Origin of the sequence: Corynebacterium intestinale, from assembly GCF_023574125.1 — a bacterium.
Lineage (GTDB): Bacteria > Actinomycetota > Actinomycetes > Mycobacteriales > Mycobacteriaceae > Corynebacterium > Corynebacterium hesseae.
On the sequence record NZ_JAMKFF010000002.1, the window covers coordinates 65,507 to 85,605 of the forward strand.

General features: G+C 61.6%; 23 protein-coding genes and 2 tRNA genes. 7 read left to right on the plus strand and 18 right to left on the minus strand.

Going from position 1 to position 20,099, the window contains the following annotated elements; translation table 11 throughout:
- Nucleotides 1-46: 46 nt before the first annotated feature.
- The gene (locus tag M5J06_RS03295) at nt 47-937 is read left to right on the plus strand and encodes a Fic family protein (RefSeq protein ID WP_250223957.1); all 891 of its coding nucleotides are present in this window, start codon (nt 47-49) and stop codon (nt 935-937) included.
- Here the strand turns inward: M5J06_RS03295 and wzt are convergent.
- Complete coding sequence (gene wzt / locus M5J06_RS03300) at nt 934-1,731, minus strand: galactan export ABC transporter ATP-binding subunit Wzt/RfbE (RefSeq protein WP_070520246.1); 798 nt, start codon at nt 1,729-1,731, stop codon at nt 934-936. The two genes, M5J06_RS03295 and wzt, sit on opposite strands and share 4 nt — an antisense overlap.
- A 12-nt stretch (nt 1,732-1,743) precedes the next feature.
- Nucleotides 1,744-2,595: a galactan export ABC transporter permease subunit Wzm/RfbD gene (gene wzm / locus M5J06_RS03305; protein WP_070533525.1), complete on the minus strand. Its 852-nt coding sequence runs from the start codon at nt 2,593-2,595 to the stop codon at nt 1,744-1,746.
- A 196-nt stretch (nt 2,596-2,791) separates the two neighbouring features.
- Here wzm and M5J06_RS03310 point away from each other — a divergent pair, with 196 nt between their 5' ends.
- Nucleotides 2,792-4,003 (plus strand): aminotransferase class V-fold PLP-dependent enzyme, encoded by a 1,212-nt coding sequence (locus M5J06_RS03310; protein WP_070533437.1) that lies wholly within the window; start codon nt 2,792-2,794, stop codon nt 4,001-4,003.
- Here M5J06_RS03310 and M5J06_RS03315 read toward each other — a convergent pair.
- Nucleotides 4,000-4,956: an NAD(P)H-quinone oxidoreductase gene (locus tag M5J06_RS03315; RefSeq protein WP_250223959.1), complete on the minus strand. Its 957-nt coding sequence runs from the start codon at nt 4,954-4,956 to the stop codon at nt 4,000-4,002. The genes M5J06_RS03310 and M5J06_RS03315 overlap by 4 nt on opposite strands.
- Nucleotides 4,957-4,971: 15 nt before the next feature.
- A complete protein-coding gene (locus M5J06_RS03320) occupies nt 4,972-5,868 on the minus strand; it encodes an NAD(P)/FAD-dependent oxidoreductase (protein WP_250223960.1) in 897 nt (298 codons plus the stop codon).
- Between the two features lie 146 nt (nt 5,869-6,014).
- Here M5J06_RS03320 and M5J06_RS03325 point away from each other — a divergent pair.
- A tRNA-Ser gene (locus M5J06_RS03325) sits at nt 6,015-6,102 on the plus strand.
- 508 nt (nt 6,103-6,610) lie between these two features.
- Here M5J06_RS03325 and M5J06_RS03330 read toward each other — a convergent pair.
- The 5 genes from M5J06_RS03330 to M5J06_RS03350 all read right to left on the minus strand — a co-directional run bounded on the left by M5J06_RS03330 (nt 6,611) and on the right by M5J06_RS03350 (nt 9,028).
- A complete protein-coding gene (locus M5J06_RS03330) occupies nt 6,611-6,889 on the minus strand; it encodes a hypothetical protein (protein ID WP_080975121.1) in 279 nt (92 codons plus the stop codon).
- A gap of 64 nt (nt 6,890-6,953) precedes the next feature.
- Nucleotides 6,954-7,223: a type II toxin-antitoxin system RelE family toxin gene (locus M5J06_RS03335; RefSeq protein WP_010188336.1), complete on the minus strand. Its 270-nt coding sequence runs from the start codon at nt 7,221-7,223 to the stop codon at nt 6,954-6,956.
- Nucleotides 7,224-7,232: 9 nt separating this feature from the next.
- Nucleotides 7,233-7,478 (minus strand): prevent-host-death family protein, encoded by a 246-nt coding sequence (locus M5J06_RS03340; RefSeq protein WP_083303762.1) that lies wholly within the window; start codon nt 7,476-7,478, stop codon nt 7,233-7,235.
- Between the two features lie 70 nt (nt 7,479-7,548).
- On the minus strand, nt 7,549-8,292 hold the full coding sequence (locus tag M5J06_RS03345; protein WP_250223961.1) for an NAD-dependent deacylase: 744 nt from the start codon (nt 8,290-8,292) through the stop codon (nt 7,549-7,551).
- Nucleotides 8,293-8,296: 4 nt separating this feature from the next.
- Nucleotides 8,297-9,028: a DUF1648 domain-containing protein gene (locus M5J06_RS03350; RefSeq protein ID WP_250223962.1), complete on the minus strand. Its 732-nt coding sequence runs from the start codon at nt 9,026-9,028 to the stop codon at nt 8,297-8,299.
- A gap of 397 nt (nt 9,029-9,425) precedes the next feature.
- Between M5J06_RS03350 and M5J06_RS03355 the strand changes: the two genes are divergently transcribed.
- The gene (locus tag M5J06_RS03355) at nt 9,426-9,740 is read left to right on the plus strand and encodes a DUF4288 domain-containing protein (RefSeq protein WP_070596302.1); all 315 of its coding nucleotides are present in this window, start codon (nt 9,426-9,428) and stop codon (nt 9,738-9,740) included.
- 87 nt (nt 9,741-9,827) lie between these two features.
- On the opposite strand, the gene M5J06_RS03360 is transcribed toward M5J06_RS03355, so the two are convergent.
- The 4 genes from M5J06_RS03360 to M5J06_RS03375 are packed head-to-tail and all read right to left on the minus strand — an operon-like array spanning nt 9,828 to nt 12,934.
- Complete coding sequence (locus M5J06_RS03360) at nt 9,828-10,910, minus strand: ThiF family adenylyltransferase (protein ID WP_250223963.1); 1,083 nt, start codon at nt 10,908-10,910, stop codon at nt 9,828-9,830.
- The gene (locus tag M5J06_RS03365; protein WP_250223964.1) at nt 10,907-11,326 is read right to left on the minus strand and encodes a molybdenum cofactor biosynthesis protein MoaE; all 420 of its coding nucleotides are present in this window, start codon (nt 11,324-11,326) and stop codon (nt 10,907-10,909) included. The genes M5J06_RS03360 and M5J06_RS03365 overlap by 4 nt, the downstream gene beginning before the upstream one ends.
- Nucleotides 11,316-11,786, minus strand: coding sequence for a MogA/MoaB family molybdenum cofactor biosynthesis protein (locus tag M5J06_RS03370; RefSeq protein WP_250223965.1), 471 nt, complete (start codon nt 11,784-11,786; stop codon nt 11,316-11,318). The genes M5J06_RS03365 and M5J06_RS03370 overlap by 11 nt, the downstream gene beginning before the upstream one ends.
- Entirely contained in the window at nt 11,783-12,934 is a 1,152-nt protein-coding gene (locus tag M5J06_RS03375; RefSeq protein ID WP_250223966.1) for a molybdopterin molybdotransferase MoeA, read from the minus strand. The genes M5J06_RS03370 and M5J06_RS03375 overlap by 4 nt, the downstream gene beginning before the upstream one ends.
- Before the next feature lie 40 nt (nt 12,935-12,974).
- On the opposite strand from M5J06_RS03375, the gene M5J06_RS03380 reads away from it, so the two are divergent.
- Nucleotides 12,975-13,229 carry a MoaD/ThiS family protein gene (locus M5J06_RS03380; RefSeq protein WP_250223967.1) on the plus strand — a complete coding sequence of 85 codons (255 nt, stop codon included), beginning with the start codon at nt 12,975-12,977 and terminating at the stop codon, nt 13,227-13,229.
- Here M5J06_RS03380 and M5J06_RS03385 read toward each other — a convergent pair.
- From M5J06_RS03385 to M5J06_RS03400, 4 genes are read right to left on the minus strand one after another with little or no spacing between them, the layout of a single operon-like run.
- Nucleotides 13,226-13,597 carry a phage holin family protein gene (locus tag M5J06_RS03385; protein WP_250223968.1) on the minus strand — a complete coding sequence of 124 codons (372 nt, stop codon included), beginning with the start codon at nt 13,595-13,597 and terminating at the stop codon, nt 13,226-13,228. The two genes, M5J06_RS03380 and M5J06_RS03385, sit on opposite strands and share 4 nt — an antisense overlap.
- A gap of 21 nt (nt 13,598-13,618) precedes the next feature.
- A complete protein-coding gene (gene hisC, locus M5J06_RS03390) occupies nt 13,619-14,677 on the minus strand; it encodes a histidinol-phosphate transaminase (protein WP_250223969.1) in 1,059 nt (352 codons plus the stop codon).
- Nucleotides 14,678-14,687: 10 nt separating this feature from the next.
- The gene (locus M5J06_RS03395) at nt 14,688-16,361 is read right to left on the minus strand and encodes an alpha-keto acid decarboxylase family protein (RefSeq protein WP_250223970.1); all 1,674 of its coding nucleotides are present in this window, start codon (nt 16,359-16,361) and stop codon (nt 14,688-14,690) included.
- A 13-nt stretch (nt 16,362-16,374) separates the two neighbouring features.
- Nucleotides 16,375-17,772, minus strand: a complete 1,398-nt coding sequence (locus M5J06_RS03400; protein WP_250223971.1) for an amino acid permease — start codon at nt 17,770-17,772, stop codon at nt 16,375-16,377.
- Nucleotides 17,773-17,885: 113 nt separating this feature from the next.
- On the opposite strand from M5J06_RS03400, the gene M5J06_RS03405 reads away from it, so the two are divergent.
- Both M5J06_RS03405 and M5J06_RS03410 read left to right on the plus strand, forming a co-directional pair.
- A complete protein-coding gene (locus tag M5J06_RS03405; RefSeq protein WP_144657637.1) occupies nt 17,886-19,040 on the plus strand; it encodes a PucR family transcriptional regulator in 1,155 nt (384 codons plus the stop codon).
- Between the two features lie 45 nt (nt 19,041-19,085).
- Nucleotides 19,086-19,174: transfer RNA gene (locus tag M5J06_RS03410), tRNA-Ser, on the plus strand.
- Nucleotides 19,175-19,522: 348 nt separating this feature from the next.
- On the opposite strand, the gene M5J06_RS03415 is transcribed toward M5J06_RS03410, so the two are convergent.
- The gene (locus M5J06_RS03415) at nt 19,523-19,915 is read right to left on the minus strand and encodes an NUDIX hydrolase (protein WP_250223972.1); all 393 of its coding nucleotides are present in this window, start codon (nt 19,913-19,915) and stop codon (nt 19,523-19,525) included.
- Nucleotides 19,916-20,099: the final 184 nt, after the last annotated feature.

Consider the following 20,099-nt stretch of genomic DNA (forward strand, 5'->3'; position numbering starts at 1 on the left):
TAGGAGAGTATCGACTCGTTTTCACGGATACTTGTACAATATTGGCATGCTTAACGCGCGGACCATCTCAAAAATTGACGCTCTTCTTGACCAATATGCAGCGTTGCGGGAGGACAACTCCGAGGCCATTGCGGAGATAGCACGCGCAGAGGTGGCGGAGTCGGTGTATAACTCGAACGCCATTGAGAATTCCACGCTGACTTTGGAGGACACCGAGAACATCTTGGCGGGGTTCACCGCCAGAGCGCACGATTTACGGGAAGTCTTTGAGGCCAAAAACCTGGCGGACGTGACTGAGGAACTTATTCGGGGCGTCGGTAAGCTCGATGCAAACCTCATTCTGCGACTGCATGGCATATTGCTTCGCGGCATCAATGACGACTGGGCGGGACGCTTTCGTCGAAGGGGGGAGTGGGTTCGCGTGGGCGCTCATATGGGAGCCAACCCTGAATACGTGGACAGGCTGGTGGACACAGCCATTGCCGAATACTACGAGGACACTAGCTTCTTTGTTGACCGAATCGCGCGGTTTCATGCGGAATTTGAAACCATTCATCCTTTTTCAGACGGCAATGGGCGCATCGGGCGCGTCATTATCAATCAACAGCTCTTGGAGCTAGGGGCACCGCCCATCATCATTCCGAACAAGGGAAAAGAGCGCCACTATTACCCTGTGTTCCGTGGCTACCCAGTTAGTGGGGACTTCTCTGCGCTGAGCACGCTCATCGCGCGGCAACTCATCGAGTCCCTACACAAGCGCATAACGCTCATGACCGCGCCGAAGGTGATTCGCCTATCGGAATGGGCAAAGGCTAATGGCGTTTCTGGTTCCGCGGCCGCCAATAAGGCGGCGCGGGGTACCATCCCGGCCTTCCGGCAGCGCGGAACGTGGATGATTGATGCGCAGTATGGCAGTGACAACAAAGGCCGTGGCTAGGCGTTCTCCTCGTTGTCGAAGCGCTTGCGCAAATCCCGCACGTACTGGCCCACCTCAGGGCCTTCGTACTCGCCGACGACCTCGGAGACCTCGCCCACCGAGCGAATCTGGCCGTGGTCGATCCACAGGGCGGTATCACACAGCTGCGCCAGGAAGTCGTTGGAGTGGGAGGCAAAGACCAGGATGCCGGAGCGCTTCACCAGGTCCTGAAGACGGACGCGGGCCTTGGCCATGAAGGCGGCGTCGACGGCGCCGATGCCTTCGTCGAGAAGCAGGATCTCCGGCTCAATGGAGGTCACCACGCCCAGTGCTAGGCGCACGCGCATACCGGTGGAATAGGTGCGCAACGGCATGGAGAGGTAATCACCCAGCTCAGAGAATTCCGCAATCTCATCCATCTTGGCCTTCATCTGCTTGATGGTCTGGCCCAAGAAGAGGCCGCGAATGATGATGTTGTCGTAGCCGGAAACCTCCGGGTCCATGCCCACGCCGAGGTCAAAGACGGGAGCCACGCGCCCGCGCACGTTGGCGGCGCCGCGGGTGGGCTCGTAGATACCGGAGAGCAGGCGCAGCAAGGTTGTTTTGCCCGCGCCGTTGTGGCCAACGAGGCCGACGCGATCGCCCTCACGCAGGTGGAGGTTGATGTCCTTGAGCGCTTCCACCATGACCACGTTCTGGTCATTCTTGCCAATGGAGCCACCGGCCGTGGAGAGCATCGCCTTCTTGAGAGAGCGGGACTTGGCATCAAAGATGGGAAAGTCCACGCAAGCGTTATACGTATCAATGGAAACCATGGACGATCCTTTCTAGACCCAGTAGGAGACGCGGAAGCGCCACTGGCGCATGGCCAGGCCGGCGATGAGCAGGCCGGCGACGGTGCAGGCGATGACGATGAGCCAGTGATAACCGGCGACGGGCTCGCCAATCATGGGGGCGCGGATGATCTCCATGTAGTGATACAGCGGGTTGATCTCAGCGATGCGTGCGCGGCTGGCCACGGCACCACCCTGATCCTTCAGGGTGTTGGTCATCCACACGATCGGCGTGACGTAGAAGAGCAGCTGGGTTAGAGCCTCCAGCAGCGGGGCAACGTCACGGAAGCGGGTGGCGATGATGCCGAAGAACATGGCAACCCACACCCCGTTAACCAGGAAGAGTCCTAGCGCAGGGATGAACAGGAAGAACTCCCAGCCCAAGTGGCGCGGGAAGATAAGAATGAGCAGCAGCCAGATGATGAGGTTGTGACCCAAGAAAAGGGTTTGCCGCCAGACCAAGCGGTAGACGTGCACCGACAGTGGCGCGGGCAGCTGTTTGATTAGGCCCTCGTTGTCGATGAAGACCGTCGAGCCTTCTTTGATGGCGCCCGAAATGAAGTTCCACATAATCAGGCCCACGGTCACGTGGGGCAGGAACTCCGCCACGGGGATCTGGAAGAGCATGGAGTACAGCAGGCCAAGCGCCGCGGCCATGACACCGGTTGCGATGGTGATCCAGAACGGACCCAGCACCGAGCGGCGGTAGCGCTGTTTAATGTCTTGGATGCCCAGCTTGAACCACAGCTCGCGCTGGCGAGCGCCTTGCAGGAGATCGGCGAAGGCCGCCGACATGGTCATGGAACGCGAGGCCGGCTCCTCACCGGGTGCAGGCGCGGAGGTCATGCGGGCGACGTCGTCACGCAGGTTTTTCTTGTCTTGCACGTCCTTCACCCTAGCGCGCACCTCCGCCAAACACCTACACACACGCCCTTAACCTGGGAAAACACGAACGAGCTGGGAAAATCGAGGGTTAGGAAAGATTTACATGGGGCGTATAGAGTAGGGAGCGTTCATCCGCATCGGGAGGAAGGGTTGAAGCATGACGGAACAGTATGACGTCGCCAGCGTGCGAGGTCTTTACACTGGTCTGTCCGATGGTTGGACCTACCTGAACGCACACGCCGCGCCGCAGATTGCGGAACGCGTGGCCTCTGGCGTTGCCCGTTCTTTCCGCATGTCCGCCACGGTGAAGCCGCTGGAGGACGCCGTAGGTGCGCACTCGGCGCACAACGATCCGGGGGAGCTTAACGCGGCTGACATGTATGCCTCCGCGCGCCGGGCGGTGGCGGATCTCACGGGTGCCACGGCGGAACGAGTCATTCTGGGCCCGTCCTTGCCGGTGCTTTACCAGTCCTTGGGCGTTGCACTGCGCCCGCTGCTGCGCCGCCAGTCTTCGGTGGTGCTCTCCCGCTTTGATTCGCCGGAGATGACACGCGCGTTTGAGCACGTGGGCGCTGATATTCGGTGGGCGCAGCCGGATTTGGGTACGGGCGAGCTCCCAGCCTTCCAGTACGCCGATCTGGTTGATGGCTCGACGCGATTCGTCGCTTTTTCCGCCGCGCACGAGCTGCTGGGCACGGTCACGTCGGCCTCGGACATAGTTGATGCGGTCCATGAGCGTTCGCGCGCATGGGCGCTTGTCGACGTCTCATCGATCGCCCCCTACCGTCTCCTCGACTTTGATGCGATTGGGGCAGACATTCTTGGTGTGGATGTGGGCGCGCTGGGTGGCCCGCAGATGGCGGCGCTGGTCTTCCGCGATACCGCGATGTTCCGCCGCCTCGATGAGATTGTCGTTGGCCCGGTCTCCGCGGGCTTGGCGGGCGGCGTTGGACCCTTGGTGGATCATCTAGCGGAACTCGCCGGCGGGGAGCGCGGTTCGCGCCGCGTGCGCCTGACGCGTTCGATGGAAGCCCTCGCGGGTTACATGGAGGATCTCACGGGGGATCTCTATAGCTTGTTGGGCACGCTGCCGGCCGTTCACATCCTGGGCGTGACGGGTGAGGCGGCTGCCGACGCCTCCGATGATCGCCTCCCACGCCTCACCTTCGCCGTGCGCGATGTTCCGGCGGATGTGATCCACCGCCGGCTCTTCGACAATGGCTTGGTTACTACCATCGCCCCGCACACCCCGCTGCTCACGGAGATGGGCGTGGAAGAGGTCGGCGGTGCCGTCACGGTCTCGTTGAGTCCGTTTAGCACGTACCACGACGTTGAGCACTTGACCCGCGTGGTCGCGTCCCTGGCTTAGACCTCGAGGACCAGCTTGCCCGTGACCTCGCCGGAGTCGAGGGCTTGGTGGGCTTCGGAGGCGTCGGCAAGCGCAAACGTGCGATGCAGGTGGTGCTTGACGCTGCCGTCCTCCAGCCAAGGCCAGACGTTCTTAACGGTATCCGCAACGATGGCGGCCTTGCCCTCCAGCGAGCGGGAGCGCAGCGTGGTGCCCTGCAGGGTCAGGCGCTTGTTGAGGAGGACGCCCATGTTGAGCTCGGCTTTTGTTCCGCCCTGCATGCCAATGGTGACCATGTGGCCGCCCTTAGCTAGCGCGATGAGGTTCTTTTTGAGGTACTTCGCACCCATGATGTCGAGGATGACATCGCACTGGTTCTTCAGTTCCTCGGCGAAGTCCTGCTCGTTGTAGTTGATGAGGATATCCGCGCCGAGCCCCTTACACGTCTCGAGCTTTTCGTCCGAGCCAGCCGTCACCGCGACGGTGGCGCCCAGTTGTTTCGCCACCTGGATGGCGAAGGTACCTATGCCGCCCGCGCCGCCGTGGATGAGGATGGTCTGGCCCTTGTTTAGTTTCGCCTCCATCGCGATGTTGGACCACACGGTGCAGGCCACCTCGATGACGGAGGCGACCTCGGCAAAGGAATAGCCGCTGGGGATGGGCAGCAGCTGGCCCTTGGGTACGGCCACGTACTCGGCGTAGCCGCCGCCGGCGAGCAATGCGCCGACCTTGGTGCCAACCTCGACGTCGGTGTCGCCTGCATCGACGACTTCGCCTGCGACTTCGAGGCCGATAATCTCCGATGCGCCAGGTGGGGGCGGGTAGTGCCCTCGGGCCTGGAGCAGGTCGGCGCGGTTTACGCCGGCGGCTTTGACTTTAACGAGGACTTCGCCGTCTTGGAGTTGTGGCTTGTTGGTTTCCCCCAACTCCAGCGAGTGTGGGTCTTCCAGATTGGTCTGAATGATGGCTTTCATGCCACACCACCGTACTTAAACCCAATCATCCTCGACGAGAAACGCGTTGACCGCGATGGCTGCGGCGTTGGCCTCGCCCATCGCAACCGCCACCTGAGCCGGTGGGTTAACCACGTTGCCCACGGCCCAGATGCGCGGGTGGCTGGTGGCACCGGCTGGGCCCACCTTGATGAGGCTTCCGCCCATCGCAGCCGGCGGACTGTGGCGCTCAAGGTTGAGGTCAGCGAGGAACTCATCGTGCGGGTGAGGAACAGGCATGTAGAACAGGGCGTCGACGGCATGTTCGCTGTCTCCAACCAGGACCTTTCCATCTTGGAAGGAGGTGACGGGGCCGTCGACAAGCGCAATGCCCCGCCGAGTCAGGTCGGCGCGCTGCTCCTCGGTGAGCTCCATGCCGTTGGTGAAGAAGGTGATGTCCTTGGACCACTGGCGCAGGAGTGCCGCATGGTGCAGGGAGAACTCGCCGATGCAGAGAACACCGAGCTTCTTGTCGGCGACCTCGAACCCGTGGCAGTAAGGGCAGTGGAGGACTGTGTCTCCCCAGTTTTCTTCGAGTCCCGGGATGTTTGGATGTACGTCGTCCACACCGCTGGCGACGATGATGGAGCGGGCCGCGACGGTATCTCCATTACTCAACGTGGCGGTGAGTGTTCGGTCATTATCGGTGACGGATTTTACGGTGGCGTTTAGGATCTGTACGCCGTAGTTGCGCAGCTGCTCCTTACCGCGCTCCTGGAACTCGAGTGGTGGTGTGCCCTCGAGGGCGATAACGCCGTGGATTTCATGAGCAAAGCGGTTGCGGGGAGTGGTGGAATCAACAATGAGCACGCTGCGGCGGGCGCGGACCATGACCAGTGCTGCCTGAAGGCCGGCCGCACCACCGCCGATGATGAGGGTATCGACTGTCTGCATAGGCCCGAGTAAACCAGAGCAAGGTGCGTGCGGCAATGGCTTTCAGTAGGTTGCGCTTTGCACAACGTGATGAGGCGAATTCTTCTCCCGCGGCGGAGTCTAGTACTCTGAACGTGTCGCGCGCGGTGCATGCTGACGCGTGACGAGGAGGCGTGGCAGAGCGGCCGAATGCACTGGTCTTGAAAACCAGCGTGGGGAAACTCACCGCGGGTTCAAATCCCGCCGCCTCCGCCAAAATCTTGCGTATTTTTAGCAGTGGCGCTGGGCTATTCTAGTTCCATGGCTAATCGGCAAATATTCCTCCGCCCAGAGTTCAGCCATCCAAGTTCGTTGTGGCCGTCTGAAGAACTCATAGTTTCTGGGGTTAATAGAATCGGATTCTATCTTCCTGAAGACTTAGGAATTGAGTCCGATTTGGGACGCGAAATCCTTGAGTGGACGGAGGAGTTTCAGCAGAATTTCCTCGAGAAACCCGATAGCTTTCGCCAGCGTCCGCGTTGGAAGGACCAATTCGATAGATTTCGATGGTACGACGCGGGATGGCGTATTACTCACCAATTAAGGGAGCTTTTTCCATCGGTACAGATTGTTCCCCAGTTCGCTCAATTCGTTTTCTCCGTTAATGAGCGAAGAGAAAATGCAGGGAAGAAGCCCTTATGCCTCCCCGGAGAACAACTCACAGGGTTTGTATGCATTAGGGATGTGAGGAATGACGATTAAGGGACGTTATCGCTCTACGGCGTCAGGCATTGTCTCCGTTGTTCATCGCTGCAGTCACCCAGCTCAGAACGCATCCCACTAGTAGGAACCCGCTGATTTGCAGGTGAGTGGCCCAGTTTCCGCCGCCGCCAGGCAAGGCGAGAAAAATTGAAAATGCAACTGCGGCAAGGCAGTGGAGGGTCAACCGGCTATGTGCGCCTAGACGTCGTTGTGGCCAGGCTTTTTCGATGGCCCAGCTCACTGCTGTGAGAATGGCATAAAAGACGATTCCCGCTAAGGCTCCTGGAACAAGGTAGAGCATGGATTCATCTCCTCTCGAGGGGCGGAATGACTGGCCGGTTTAGTTTATCTGAGAGGAATTTTGCCTATTTCCGGTAAACATCTCGTCGGTGAGCAACGCGCAGGACGAGGACTACGAGCTTTCCGTCTAGGATTTCATAAACCACGCGATAGTGTCCGACTCGAATTCTGTACAGGTCGTCCGAGGCTTTTAGCTTCTTTACTCCATCCGGGCGAGGGGTAACGGCCAAGTCTTCGATTGCAGCAAGTAGTCGCCTCTGTGTCGGCCTGTCGAGCTTGCGTAGCTCTTTGGCTGCGGATGCCTTATAGGTGATGTGATAAGTGGAGTCAGCCATAGAAGGCGATTAGGTGAGTCCGAGTTCTTTTTTGAGGTCTTCGTGTGAAATCTCTACGGCTTCTCCTCGGGCAATCTCTGCGGTCTGAACATCCTCACGATCTTCTAGTGCTTCGACTGCGCGGGCGAAAAATGAAGGAGAGACGACAAAAGCGCGAACACGGCTTCCACGACTAGTGATGGCGACGGGCGTGTGCTGTGCCTCTTCAAGAATTTGGCTTTGGGATTGGCGGAATTGGCTGGATGCCACTGACATCGTTTTCATACTGCAAATGTACATCTTGTACATTTCGGTGGGCAAGGGCCGCGGGATATCGGGTTGCTGTTTATCCGATCCGCCCCGCCAGGATGCGAGGTAGTGCCTCCGCTGCGGTGGCGGTGACCACCACGCTGGCAAGCGGCGAGAGGTCCGTGGGCTGCGGGGTGACTTCCACGATGGGGATGCCGCGCGCATGGGCAATCTGTGGCAGGCCGGCGGCGGGGTAGACCACGCCGGAGGTACCCACGATGAGCAGCGCGTCCGCGGTGGACATGCGGCGCTCGGCCTCAGCCCATTCGTCGTCGGGCAGGGCTTCACCGAACCACACCACGCCCGGGCGCACGAGCCCGCCGCACACGGGGCATTCGGGTGGCGTGATGGACTCAACTGGCTTAGTCGGGAGCGCGATGTCCTCGTCATATGGCGTATCGCAATCGGTGCAGCGGAAGGCGAACAGGGAGCCGTGCAGGTGGACCACATTCTGGCTTCCGGCGCGCTCGTGCAGGTTATCGATATTTTGCGTGGTCACCGTCATGCCGCGTGCTGCAGCAATCGCGCGGTGCCCGGCGTTGGGCTCGGCACGCTGCGCCAGCTGTGCGCGCCACAGGTACCAGGCGAACATGGGCTTAGGTTCATGACGCCATGCGCTTATCGACGCCATCGCCACCGGATCCACGTTCTCCCAAATGCCCGTCTGCGCATCGCGGTACGTGGCGATGCCGCTATCCGCGCTCATGCCCGCGCCGGTGAACACTTCGACGTGGGCGGCATCAGAAAGAATCGACTGTGCGCGCTCAAACAGCTGCTCCATGCATCTAGCGTACGGTGATGAGCACGCAGAATGCTATGGATGCGCTAAGGGCGATGCCCATGCGCCACAGGTAGCGGCGGCCAGGTTCGTGTGCGGTGTTGATCTGCAGCTTCGAAGAATTCGTGGAAAAGACTGCCATGCACATGGGGTCGGTGGGCTCGTTGTAGATGCCCATGCTGCCGGCAAAGCGGAGCGCTTCGTTGCGAACTTGTTCTTCATGATCGGCGGGTATGGATTGCACGGCCTTCGGGGATGTCAGCGTTAATCGGACGCCCTGAATCATGACGAACACGGTGAAGGCTATCCACGCGGCCACGAGGAGAAAGCCCGAGAAGGGGATGTCCGGAATGACGGTGCAGACCGCAGTGAGGCACACGCAGGCCGTCATGGTGAGGACTGTCTGGGCAATGAACGTGGAGGTCTTTCCAGTGAGCAGCTCCGCGCGCTGTGCCGTGGCCTCGGAGAACGGAAGAGCTGACTCTGCTGGAACATCCATTGTTTTTCGAGCCAGCGAGATCGGCGGCACGCACAGCGGCAGCGCAATGGCGAACACAACGCCGATCCACACCAGGACCGTTGCGTTGAGGAAAGACTTCGGTTCGAAGCGGTCCGGGGTGCCCGAGACATCGAAGTGGACCGGGATGGGATCGGGCACTGAGTCCCAGCGCAGCAGCATGTACACCAGCGTGAGAGCACACACCACAGCGGTAGCGACGTAATACTGGCGGCTTCTCATGCCAGTAGTTTACAAGGCAACCGGCCGAGGACCTCTGCGAAAGGCGTCTGGCAAATGGCATCTGTCAAAAGGCATCTCTGGGATAAAAAACGCCATTTGCGCGGGATAAAAGGCGTTTTTGGCTCTGAAAACGCCTTCTGGTTGACGCCTTTTACAAGATGCCATGTGGGCAGAGGAGACTAAGTGCAGGTTTGGGCTATGCGTCGTTGTGGTCTTGCCAGGCGTCGATGCCGCCGCGCAGCGAGTAGACCGTTGCTGAAGCCACGGGCGCGGAATGGGTCTTCATTGGAGATGTGCTTAAAGGGCGACCGGCTGAGTTTTCCGCGTTACATGGTCTGGGTGAGCAGGTAGGGTCGAGCCCAAGCTGACCAAGAACCGGAAAGGACAGTAGCTGGCAATGGAACCTTATGTTGGAATTGTCGTGATGGAACTTGCTAAAAAGTCCAGTTCATCTCCCCAAAGCTTCTTCCGCGAGGACTTTTATATTGTGTATGCGGAGTCGGACGAGAAGGCTCGAGAACGCGTTGAAGCGATGGCGAACGAGCAGGCCGATGGTGAGGATGTGAAGGTACGACACATCGTGGATGTCGCGCCAGCCCTCTATGGTTATGTAGACCGCGATTGCGATCTTTACTCGCGGCACTTTGCGAACCTAGAGGACTACGAGCGTTTCGAAATGAAGCTCGGCGGAACTGACCCGCTGGCTGATTAATCGTAGACTTCGCGAAGAAACCTGCTGACTCTCTTCTGTGTTGGCCTGGCTAGCTTTCGGAAGGCTTTCGCACCGCGTGGCGTGAAGCTAATCTTCCACGCCACATTCAGCCTCTAGTTTTTCAAGAGAAATGGTCTCTAGCTCGCCTCGGTGGGCGGCGTCGGTTTCGGCCTCGAGCTCGGAGATGTGCTCTTGCCAGGCGTCGATGCCGCCGCGCAGCGAGTAAACGTTGCTGAAGCCGCGGGCGCGCAGGGCCTCGACGGCCTGGGTGGAGCGCAGGCCGCTGGCGCAGTAGAGGACGGCGAGGTTGGCGGGGTCTAGGGGCGGGTTGTGGCCGGCGAGGATCTCATCGAGCGGGAGGTGCTGCGAGCCGGGGATGAGGGAGGCGGCGCGCTCGGGGGACGTGCGGACGTCGATAAGCGTGGCGTCCTCCGGGATGACGCGGATGTCGGTGGGGTTGTCGGGGCGCGCCGGGGTGGCGCCGTTTGCGCGCACGGGGATGTACTCCCAGGTCCCGGCGAGGGAATCGTAGTAGCCCAGCGTGCCGATGAGCGGGGTGCCGATTCCCGTGAGGAGCTTGAGCGCTTCGACGGCCAGGGCGGAGCCGGCCACGCCGACGACCGGTCCCATCACGCCGGCCTGCGAGCAGGAGGGCACCTGAGGATCGGTGGGGAAGAGGTCTTCGTAGACCGGGCCGTGGCCGGAGTGGAAGACAGTGAGCTGCGCGTCGTAGCCCAGAAGCGAGGCCCATACGTGCGGAATGCCCAGCTCATGGGCGGCCCAGGAGGCTAGGTGGCGGGAGTAGAAGTTATCGGTGCCGTCGATGATGAGATCAGCGTCATGTAGTTGTTCCAGGGCGGTATCAGGTGTCAGACGCGAGAACTGCTCGACGGTGCACTCCGGGTTGAGGGCGTTCAAGGCCGAAGCGGCGGATTCGGTCTTGGGCTGGCCTACGGTTGCTGTGCTGTGGATGACTTGGCGGTGCAGGTTGGAGAGGGAGACGGTGTCGTCGTCGAAAAGCAGGATGCATCCCACGCCCGCGCCTGCGAGATAGAGCAGGGCAGGCGAGCCCAAGCCGCCGGCGCCGATGACGGCGACGGTGGAAGAGCGAAGCCGTTCCTGTGTAGAGGTTCCCCACAGGGTTTCTTGGCGTGCGTAGCGTGAACTCATTCCAGGCCTACCCACGTGGTGGTGTCATCGGTGTGCAGCTGTTCCTTCCAGATGGGGACTTCCGCTTTGACGCGGTCGGCGCAGGTCGACGCTGCTTCGAAGGCATCCTTGCGGTGCGCGGAGGCGGCGGCGACGATGAAGGCGGATTCGCCGATTTCTAGTGTTCCAGTGCGGTGCGCGCACCAGAGGCGCACGGCGGGGAAGGCAGCGGCGACGTCAGCGGCGACGCGCTCGATCTCTTCTTGGGCGCTGGGATGCGCGGTGTAGGTCAGGAGTTTCACACCCCGGCCGGAGTCGTGGTTGCGCACGATGCCGTCGAATAAAACGACAGCGCCGGTTTCATCGGTGGCGATGTCGGGGGCTGAGATGGGCTCAGCGCTGATGTGGGCGCCGAGTAAGCCGAAGCTAGTGCTCATTGATGCCTTCCAGCTGGTTGATGATGTGGTGAAGAACTGGTTCGAGGACCGCGCAGCCGTCTTTGGCAGCGCCCGTCGAGCCGGGCAGGGCCATGGCGAAGGTTTTGTGCGATACGCCAGCAACGGTACGCGAGAGCGCCGCGGTGGGAATGGCGGCGGAGTGCGCGTAGAAGGCGTGGGCTAGGCCGGGCAGCTCGCGCTCGAGATGCGGGGTGAGCGCCTCGACAGTCTGGTCATCCGGACTGATGCCCGTGCCGCCGGAGGTGAGGATGACGGAGGGGGCATCGGCGAAGGCGGTGGCCAAGGCGGAGTCAATGTCGGCGTCCGCGACAACGAGGGGCTGCGGGGTATCGAAGCCCTGTTCACGGAGGAAGTTCACCAAGATGGGGCCGGAACGGTCCTCGTACTCGCCGGCGGCGGCGCGGGTCGAGGCAACGATAACGAGTGCGCGTCGGGTCATGAGAGCGGGAACACCTCCACGAGGTCGCCGGCTGAAAGCTGCGTGTTAGCCGGGATGCGGATGAGGGCAGTGGCACCGATGGCCTGGGACATCAGGTGGGAGCTGGTGCCGCCGAGGAAGGAAGCTGTTGCTGTGCCATCGGTGATAGCTAGGGTGCCACGGCGGAACTGCTCGCGGTTGTTGAGGCCTTCGGCGGGCTCTGTAAGGTGTGCGCGGGCCGGTTTCGGGGCATGGCCAAGGACGGGTGCCAAATAGAGGCAGAAGCTCACCAGCGTGGAGATGGGGTTGCCGGGGAAGCAGACCACGGGGACGTCGCCAAGGCGGGACAGGCCCTGCGGGCCGCCGGGCTGCTGGGCCACATGACCGAACCAGCCGTCTTCTTCGAAGATTTGACGGATGACCTCGAACTTTCCGTGAGAGATGCCGCCGGAAGTAACGATGACATCGGGGCGGTGGGTAATGACTGCTTCAGCGAGATCCGCGCGAAGGGCAGAAGGATCGTCATTCGTGCGCACGAAGCCGGCCACGTCGATACCATATTGCGTGGCCAGGGCCGCGAGCATGGGCGCATTGGAATCGGGGATGGTGGCCTCGCCGTCGCCACCGATTTCAGCGCCGCCGGTGCAGATGAGGATGCGGGTGGGCGCGAAGGTGAGGACCTCGGTCAGGTCCTGGGAGGCGAGGGTGGCGATAGAGGGGGCGTCGAGAAGCGCGTGCTCTGTGATGAGAGTGGTTCCGGCCTTGACGTCGGAGCCCGCGCGGCGGATGAATTGCTCGGGGGCTGCCGGCACCGTGACGGTAGCGCCTTCCTCCGGGAAGTGCGGGGGCTCGCAGTGCTCGACGGGGACGATGGTGACGGTGCTCTCAGGGACCTTTGCGCCGGTCATGATGGGAAGGGCGGTGCCTTGCTCGAGCGAGCCCGGGGGATCACCCGCCGCAATGGTGCGGCCGACGGTGAAGGTGCCGCCGTCACATGTGGAAAGCGCATAGCCGTCCATCTGTGAATTATCAAAAGGCGGCAGGTTGTGTTCGGCGCGGTACGTGGCGGCGGCGCGGCGGCCGAAGGCGCTGGTTAGGGGAGTGGAGACCGCGCGAGGCTGCGGAAGGGCCGCGCGAACGGCGGCGAGGTGTTCCTCATAGGTGCGCATCGGGTTCCTTCCTGTCACGGAGGCTGGCATAGTGGCAACCATGGTTGATATACACTACTTTGCCGCAGCCCGCGCCGCCGCAGGGCGCGTGCAGGACACAGCGCAGGCAGCGACGCTGGGGGAGTTGCTGGACGTGTTGCGTGCTCGGCATACCGGCAGCACCGAGGCCGGCATGAGCTTCGCGGAGGTGCTGGAGCGCTGCACCTTCCTCGTGGATGGCGCGAGCGCTACAGAGGACGCAGTGCTTTCCGACGCCTCCCGCGTCGACGTCCTGCCACCCTTTGCTGGGGGTTAGTTTCGGCTGCGCAGGGGACTAGTAAAGAAGTTCACCACGCCGGAAACGATCGCGAGAACAACCGCGCCGATGATGGCAGCACCCCAGCCGTCGATGACGAGTGAGTCCATCAGCGCGCTGACGAGGAGCAGAACCGCGCCGTTAATGACGAGCGCGAACAGGCCCAGTGTCAGGCAGGTCAGCGGGGCGCCGAGGAAGCGGAGCACCGGGGTGACGACCTCATTGACGATGATGAAGACCGCCGCGATGAGCAGGAAATTCTGGGTGTTAGCAGGAACGATGTCGATTCCGGGGACAATCGCTACCACAGCCCAGAAGGTCACCGCGACGGCAATGACGTTGAGTGCAAAATTGATAAATGTCTTCACAACTGCACTCTAACGCGGAAACTACTCCTCTGCACCGAAGGCGGCGTCCCAGGCCTTGAGCAGGATGTCGGTTTCCTCCGCCGTAGTGACGGTGACGCGCACGCCCTCAGGGAAGGCGCGGACGAGGACGTCATTCTCCGCGAGCTGTGCCGCGACGTCCTGCGGGGAGCCCAGCTTCGCAATGGAGTCGGCGGCGAACCAGATGTGGTTGGCCTGGGATTCCGGCACGCCAAAGTCGGCGAAGTGCTTGACCAGGCGGTCGCGCTGCTCCACGGTTTCATCGGTGCGCTCGCGCAGTTCCTTCTGGGCGGCCAGCGAGGCCGCTGCACCAACCTGCGCCACCGAGTTCACGGAGAAGGGGATGGCCACCTTGCTCAGTGCCTCGATGATCTCGGCGTTGCCGAAGGCATAGCCTAAACGGATGCCGGCCAGGCCATAGGCCTTGGAGAAAGTGCGCAGGCCAATGATGTTGTCGTGGGTGTGGACATAGTCGGTGGCCAGCGGGACGGCGTCGTTGCGGTTGTATTCGATGTAGGCCTCATCGAGCGCCACGATGACGTCCTTCGGGACCTTGGCTAGGAAGGCGTCGAGCTCCTCCTTGGTGATGATGGAGCCGGTGGGGTTATTCGGGTTGCATACGAAGATCAGGCGGGTCTTGTCCGTGATGGCAGCCGCCATGGCCTCCAAGTCCACGCGGTGGTCCGCGGTGAGCGGAACCTTGACCGGGGTAGCGCCCACGACCTGCGCGAAGATGGGATAAGCCTCGAAGGAGCGCCAGGGGAAGACAATCTCATCACCGGGCACTGAGGTGATCTGCACCAGCTGCTGGCAGATGGCGGAGGAACCCGCGCCGGTGGTGACCTGCTCCGGGGTGACGCCGAGGTTTTCGGCGAGTGCCTTGCGGATTTCCACCGCACCCATGTCCGGGTAGCGGTTGACGTGCGCGACGGCAGTTTCCATGGCCTTGAGCGCGCCGGGCAGCGGCTCCTGAGTTGCCTCATTGGAGGAGAGCTTCAAGGCGTGCTCGGCGTTCTTGCCGGGAACGTAGGCGGGCAGGGAGGAAAGGTCTGGTCGGATCATGTTCTCCACCTTAGGCGTTGCGGGGGCCACGGGGCCCGAAGTCGAAGTCAGCGGTCTGCGGCCCGAAGGCCTGGAGGCCCTTCGGCGCGTCGAAAGGATCGAGGCGCACCTCGAGGAAGGCGCCGCGCTCTGGGTGAGCAGCGATGTCTTCCAAGGCCTTGGCCAATTCGCCTTCAGTTGAGGCCACGTAGGACTCCATCGTGGTGTCCTTCATGAAGGCCTTCGGCAGGGCGGTGTAGTCCCACATCTGGATTTCGTTGTATTCGCGCTCCATGCCCAAGATGTAGCGCTCGATGGTGTAGCCATCGTTGTTCACCAGCACGATGATGGGCTTGAGGTCCTGGCGCAGGATGGTGGAGAGCTCCTGGGCGGTGAGCTGGAAGGAGCCATCGCCGATGAAGAGGACGTGGCGGCGCTCCGGGTTGGCCAGCTGTGAGCCCAGCACGCAGGGCAGTGTAAAGCCGATGGAGCCCCAAATGGTGGAGTTGATGTACTGCACGCCCTCGGGCATGCGCTGTTGGCCCAAGCCAATGTTGGAGGTGCCAGCCTCGGCGATGACCACGTCATCTTCCTGGATGAAGCCGAGCATCTGCGGCCAGATGCGCTCCTGAGTCAGCGGGGCATCCGGGTTCGGCTCGAAGGGTTCGGGTTCGAAGGCCGCGCTTGGCGACGTCTCAGCTTCCGGGATGCGGTCGAGGAGGACGTCGAGAAGCTCCAGCGTATTGATGCCCACGAAGAACTCACCGTCGGCGTTGAGGTGCTGGTCGCCGAAGTTATAGACGCGGGCATCGGCCAGGTTGTGGGTGAAGGAGCCGGAGTTGACCTCGATGAAGCGCGGATTCGTGGTGACCAGGAAGTCGGACTTTTCGATGCGCTCCTGCACGCCCGGTGCGGAGGCCGCACCGTTATAGGTGCCGATGAACAGCGGGTGGCGCTCAGACAGGATGGCCTTGCCGGAGGAGAGCTGGGAGTAAGGCAGCTGGGCCTTGTCGATGATGGCGCGGAGCTTCTCGGTGAAACCGTGGCGGTTGGTGTCCTGATCGATGAGGATGATCGGGTCCTTGGCCTGGGCTAGATGTTCCAGCACGTAGTCCGCAGCGGCGTTGAGGCGCTCCGGATCGGAGGGTGCCAGCTCGGTGGAGAAAGGCTCGTCGGGGACCTCGATGGTCAGGTGCGTGATATCGGAAGGAATCTGGATGTGCACCGGGCGCTTTTCGCGCAGGCAGGTGTGCAGGGCGCGGTCGAATTCCTCGACCACGTTCATGGGGGACACACGCGTGGCCACTTCGGTGAAGGGTGCGAAGGAATCCAGCATGTTGGCAAAGTCGCCGTCGGCAAGCGAGTGGTGCAGGTTCCAGCGGAATTCCGTGGCGTACTGGGGTGGTGCGCCGGCGAGGGATACCAGCGGGACGTGCTCGGCGCGGGCACCGGCGATGCCGTTGAGGGCGGAGAGCTCGCCCACACCGTACGTGGTGAGCAGGCAGCCCACACCTTTCTGGCGGGCATAGCCATCGGCGGCATAGGCGGCATTGAGCTCATTGCAGGCGCCGACGAAGCGGATGCCCTCGGACGCCTCAATCTGCTCGAGGAAGCTTAGGTTGAAGTCACCGGGCACGCCGATGATTTCAGTAATGCCGATGGCCTTGAGGCGGTCCAGGATGAAATCACCAATGGTGGTCTGCATGGGAGGGTCCTTTCTAGTTGTTTCGTGCGTCGTGGCGCTTTTTGCCCAGCCAGATGAGGGCCAAGGTCACAATCCAACAGGGTAGGACAATGGCGCCGGTGCGGTAGTCGGGCAGCATGAACATCAAAACAATGACGAGAGCGAAGAAGGCCAAGCACAGGTAGTTAGCGATGGGGTAGAGGGGCGCGCGGAAAGCAGCATCCGGGCAGCGCTTGCGGAAGTTCAGGTGTGCTACGGCGATGGCGGACCAGGAGATGAGCTCCGCGCCAACGATGATGGCGAGGAGAACAATCAGGATCTTTCCCTCGAAGAGGAAGTTCAGCAGCACCGCCGAGCCCATGAGCAGGGCGTTGAAGAGGAGGGCGCGGACGGGCACGCCCTTGGCGCTGACTGAGTTGAAGAAGGGCGGGGCTTGGCCGCCGCGGGAAAGATCCCGCAGCATGCGCGCGCCGGAGAAGGTCATGGTGTTGAACACGGAGACGGCGGCAACGAGCACGATGAGGTTGAGGCCCGTGGCGGCGGCCGTAATGCCCAGGGTGCTCAGGGCGCGGACAAAGGGCGAAGTGGAGGTGTCGAGTTCGTTCCACGGGGCGAGCAGCACGATGATGCCAATGCCGCCGACGTAGAAGATGAGAATGCGCCAGATCACGTTGTTGATGGCCTTGGGCAGGCTTTTAGCGGGATCCTGTGCCTCGCCCGCGGCGGTGCCGATGGAGATGATGCCGCCGAAGGAGAAAATCACCGCTACGAGGGAGAAGAGCACGCCGGAGGCACCGTTGGGGAAGAAGCCGCCGTGCTCGGTGATATTGCTCAAGCCCAGGGCGGGCTCCGGGGTAAGGCCGAAGACGATGGCCGCGCCGACGACGATCATGAGGATGAGCGCGACAACCTTGATGAGGGAAAGCCAGAATTCCGCCTCGGCGAAGGCGCCGACGTGTACCAGGTTGATGGCGGTGACGATGACGAGCGCGACGAGGGCGGTGAGCCAGTGCGGGATACCGGGGAACCAGAAGTCCATGATGGTGCCCGCGGCGGTGAGTTCCACCATGCCGACGACGATGGTGGTAAACCACCAGTTCCAGCCGGTGACAAAGCCGGCGATGGGCCCGATGTATTCGCGGGCGTAGGCGCTGAAGGAGCCGGCGACGGGGTGCTCCACGGCCATCTCACCAAGCATGCGCATGATGAGGAAGATGATGAACCCACCGATGGCATAGGCGGCGATAACGCCGGGGCCGGCCTCCTGAATGGAGGCGCCGGAGCCCAAGAAGAGGCCCGTGCCGATGCACGATCCAAAAGCGATCATCTGCAAGTGGCGCGACTTCATGCCGCGCTGCAGGCCGTCGTCTGCACTCGTGTTGTCGCTGGCGACAACGTCCTGTGCCCTGACGGAATTGTTGGTTGTGGTCATGGAGACGCCCTTCATGAACGTATATCTGTGACGTGAGTCATTGAGCTGTAGGAGATTATTACGCACCACAGTTTTGTTTGTCACTAGACAATATTCGGAAGTATCTTTGACATATGTCAAAAGTGACACCCCCGCAGCTGACAAGCATCCAGGATATCGTCGACGAATGCGCCCAGATCCTGCAGCGCTCCGTTGAGGTGACTACCCCCGCCATCGCGGTGATTGCCGCTAGTGCGCAGATTGGTGCCATTGATAAGAACAGGGCGGCCTCTATTCTTAATCGCACCCCGCCCCCGGAGCCGATCCCGTGGATGCTGAGTTTCGGTATTCAAGAGGCGGTTCTGCCGGTCCGCCTGCCCGCCAACCCGCGCTATGACATGCTGGCCCGCGTGGTCATCCCCCTGCGCCACGAGGATCGGCTCGTGGGTTACCTGTGGATTATCGATGAGCCCGCGCTGGGTGATGCTTCCCTGGTCCGCCTCGGTTCTTTAACGGCTCCGCTAGCCAGGCTTATCGACGAACGCGATGCTCCCCTCGCCGCTCGCGCCCAGCAGCTCGGCGAGCTGGCCCGTGAGGTGCTTACCGGTGATCCTGCCGCGCTGGCCGGGGCGCGTGAGCGCGATCTCCTGCCCTCCGATGGCGAGCTGACCGTGCATCGCGTGCTGGTGGAAGGCGATCAGCGCGCGGTAGCCGTGGAGCTTGCCCGCCCGCTGGTGCGCCGGCCCTTCCTGGTTGCGGATTCTCACGATTCCCTCGTGCTCGTTGAGTGCCGCCGCGATGACAAGGACACCGAGGCCCTCATGGAGGAGCTACAGAGTGCCGCGCTTGTCGCCGGCGCCGAGGTGGTAGCCCGCGGCTCGGCGCCGACGGCCCCGCAGGCGCGACTCATGGCGGACGTGGCCAAACTCTGCGGCCAGGATTCGCTGCGCTGGGAGGAGGCCGGCGCGTGGCGCCTGCTGCGCGGGTGGGAGCTGACCCCCGCGACGGTGGTGGCGATGAGCCCGGATGCCGCGGTGCTTCTCGACGACCCCCGCAACTCCTACTGGCACACCCTGCTGACCTACTTTGAGCATTCCCGCAACGTCTCTGCGACCGCTAATGCGCTCTACATTCACCGCGCTACTCTGCATTACCGCCTAGACCGCGTGCGTGAGATTCTCGGGCCCGGCGTGCTGGATGACGGCTGGCGTTGCGCGGCTCTCTACGTGGCCCTCAAGCTGCATGCGGCGCTTCAGGGAAAGAATAGGGAAGCCCCATTTTGTCCATAGGGGAAGCGCTCAGGTAGAGTGATGGACGGTTCATTGCGAATCGCTGGAGACGTGCCAGAGCGGCCGAATGGGGCTCCCTGCTAAGGAGTTGACTTACTTGCGTAGGTCCGGAGGTTCAAATCCTCTCGTCTCCGCAAACTACAGAACCCGGGTCATCGTTTCACCGGTGGCTCGGGTTCTGCGTTTTGTTGTTTTAGATAGGCATTTCTGACTTCTAGTGGGCATCGAGTGCTTCCCACACGGCTTCTTTGTCGTTGAGATCGATGAGAGCCGGCCCTCCGCAATCGAAAGAGGGGAGTTCAGCCTTAGCATTCATGCAGTCTATGTTAGCCGAGGAGCACTGGTGGTCGCTGGTCGCTGTAAAAACGTGACACATGATGTCATCTGGAGCCAAGGCTCTCCAATTGTCCCCGTTCGGGGTACATTTTCGCATCTAAAGTCCTGATTTTCGAGATTTTGAGGCCTTATTTACGAAAACGGACCTACCCAGCCAGCGCGGGGAAGACGCGGTCGCGCAACAGATGTGCAAGCTCGCGGTCGGGGGCTGCTGGGTTGATCCAGGCGATGTCGCCAATTTCGGCGGCGGCATGGGGTTCGTCGGCGGTGACGGTGCGGGTGTAGGTGAAGATGGTGCCGACGACGACCTCGCCCGGTTCGTTGGCGGCGGGAGCGTCGAAGGTGCCGAGTTCGTTGAGACTCTCGGCGTCGAGGGTGAGGCCTACTTCTTCGGCGACTTCGCGCAGGGCGGCGTCGATAAGCGCTTCGCCCGCCTCAGGTTTGCCGCCGGGCAGCTGGTACTTGGTGGAGGACTTCTTGCGCACGGTAAGCACGTGGCCTTGCGGGTTGCGGATGACGACGGCTGCGATTTCAATCATGGCCGCCGATTGTAGTGGGGTAGTGAAAGTGCTAGAAAAATTTTGTTTATCACTACAAGTTGGCGGGGTGTGGGGCAAGGGTTTTGTTTCAGCAAACCATATCAATCGTTAATTGTTAATAATGGAAATTACTTTATGGGTTTCGGCAGGTTAGAGACTCGAAGCTTCAACGGGTACACTGCCT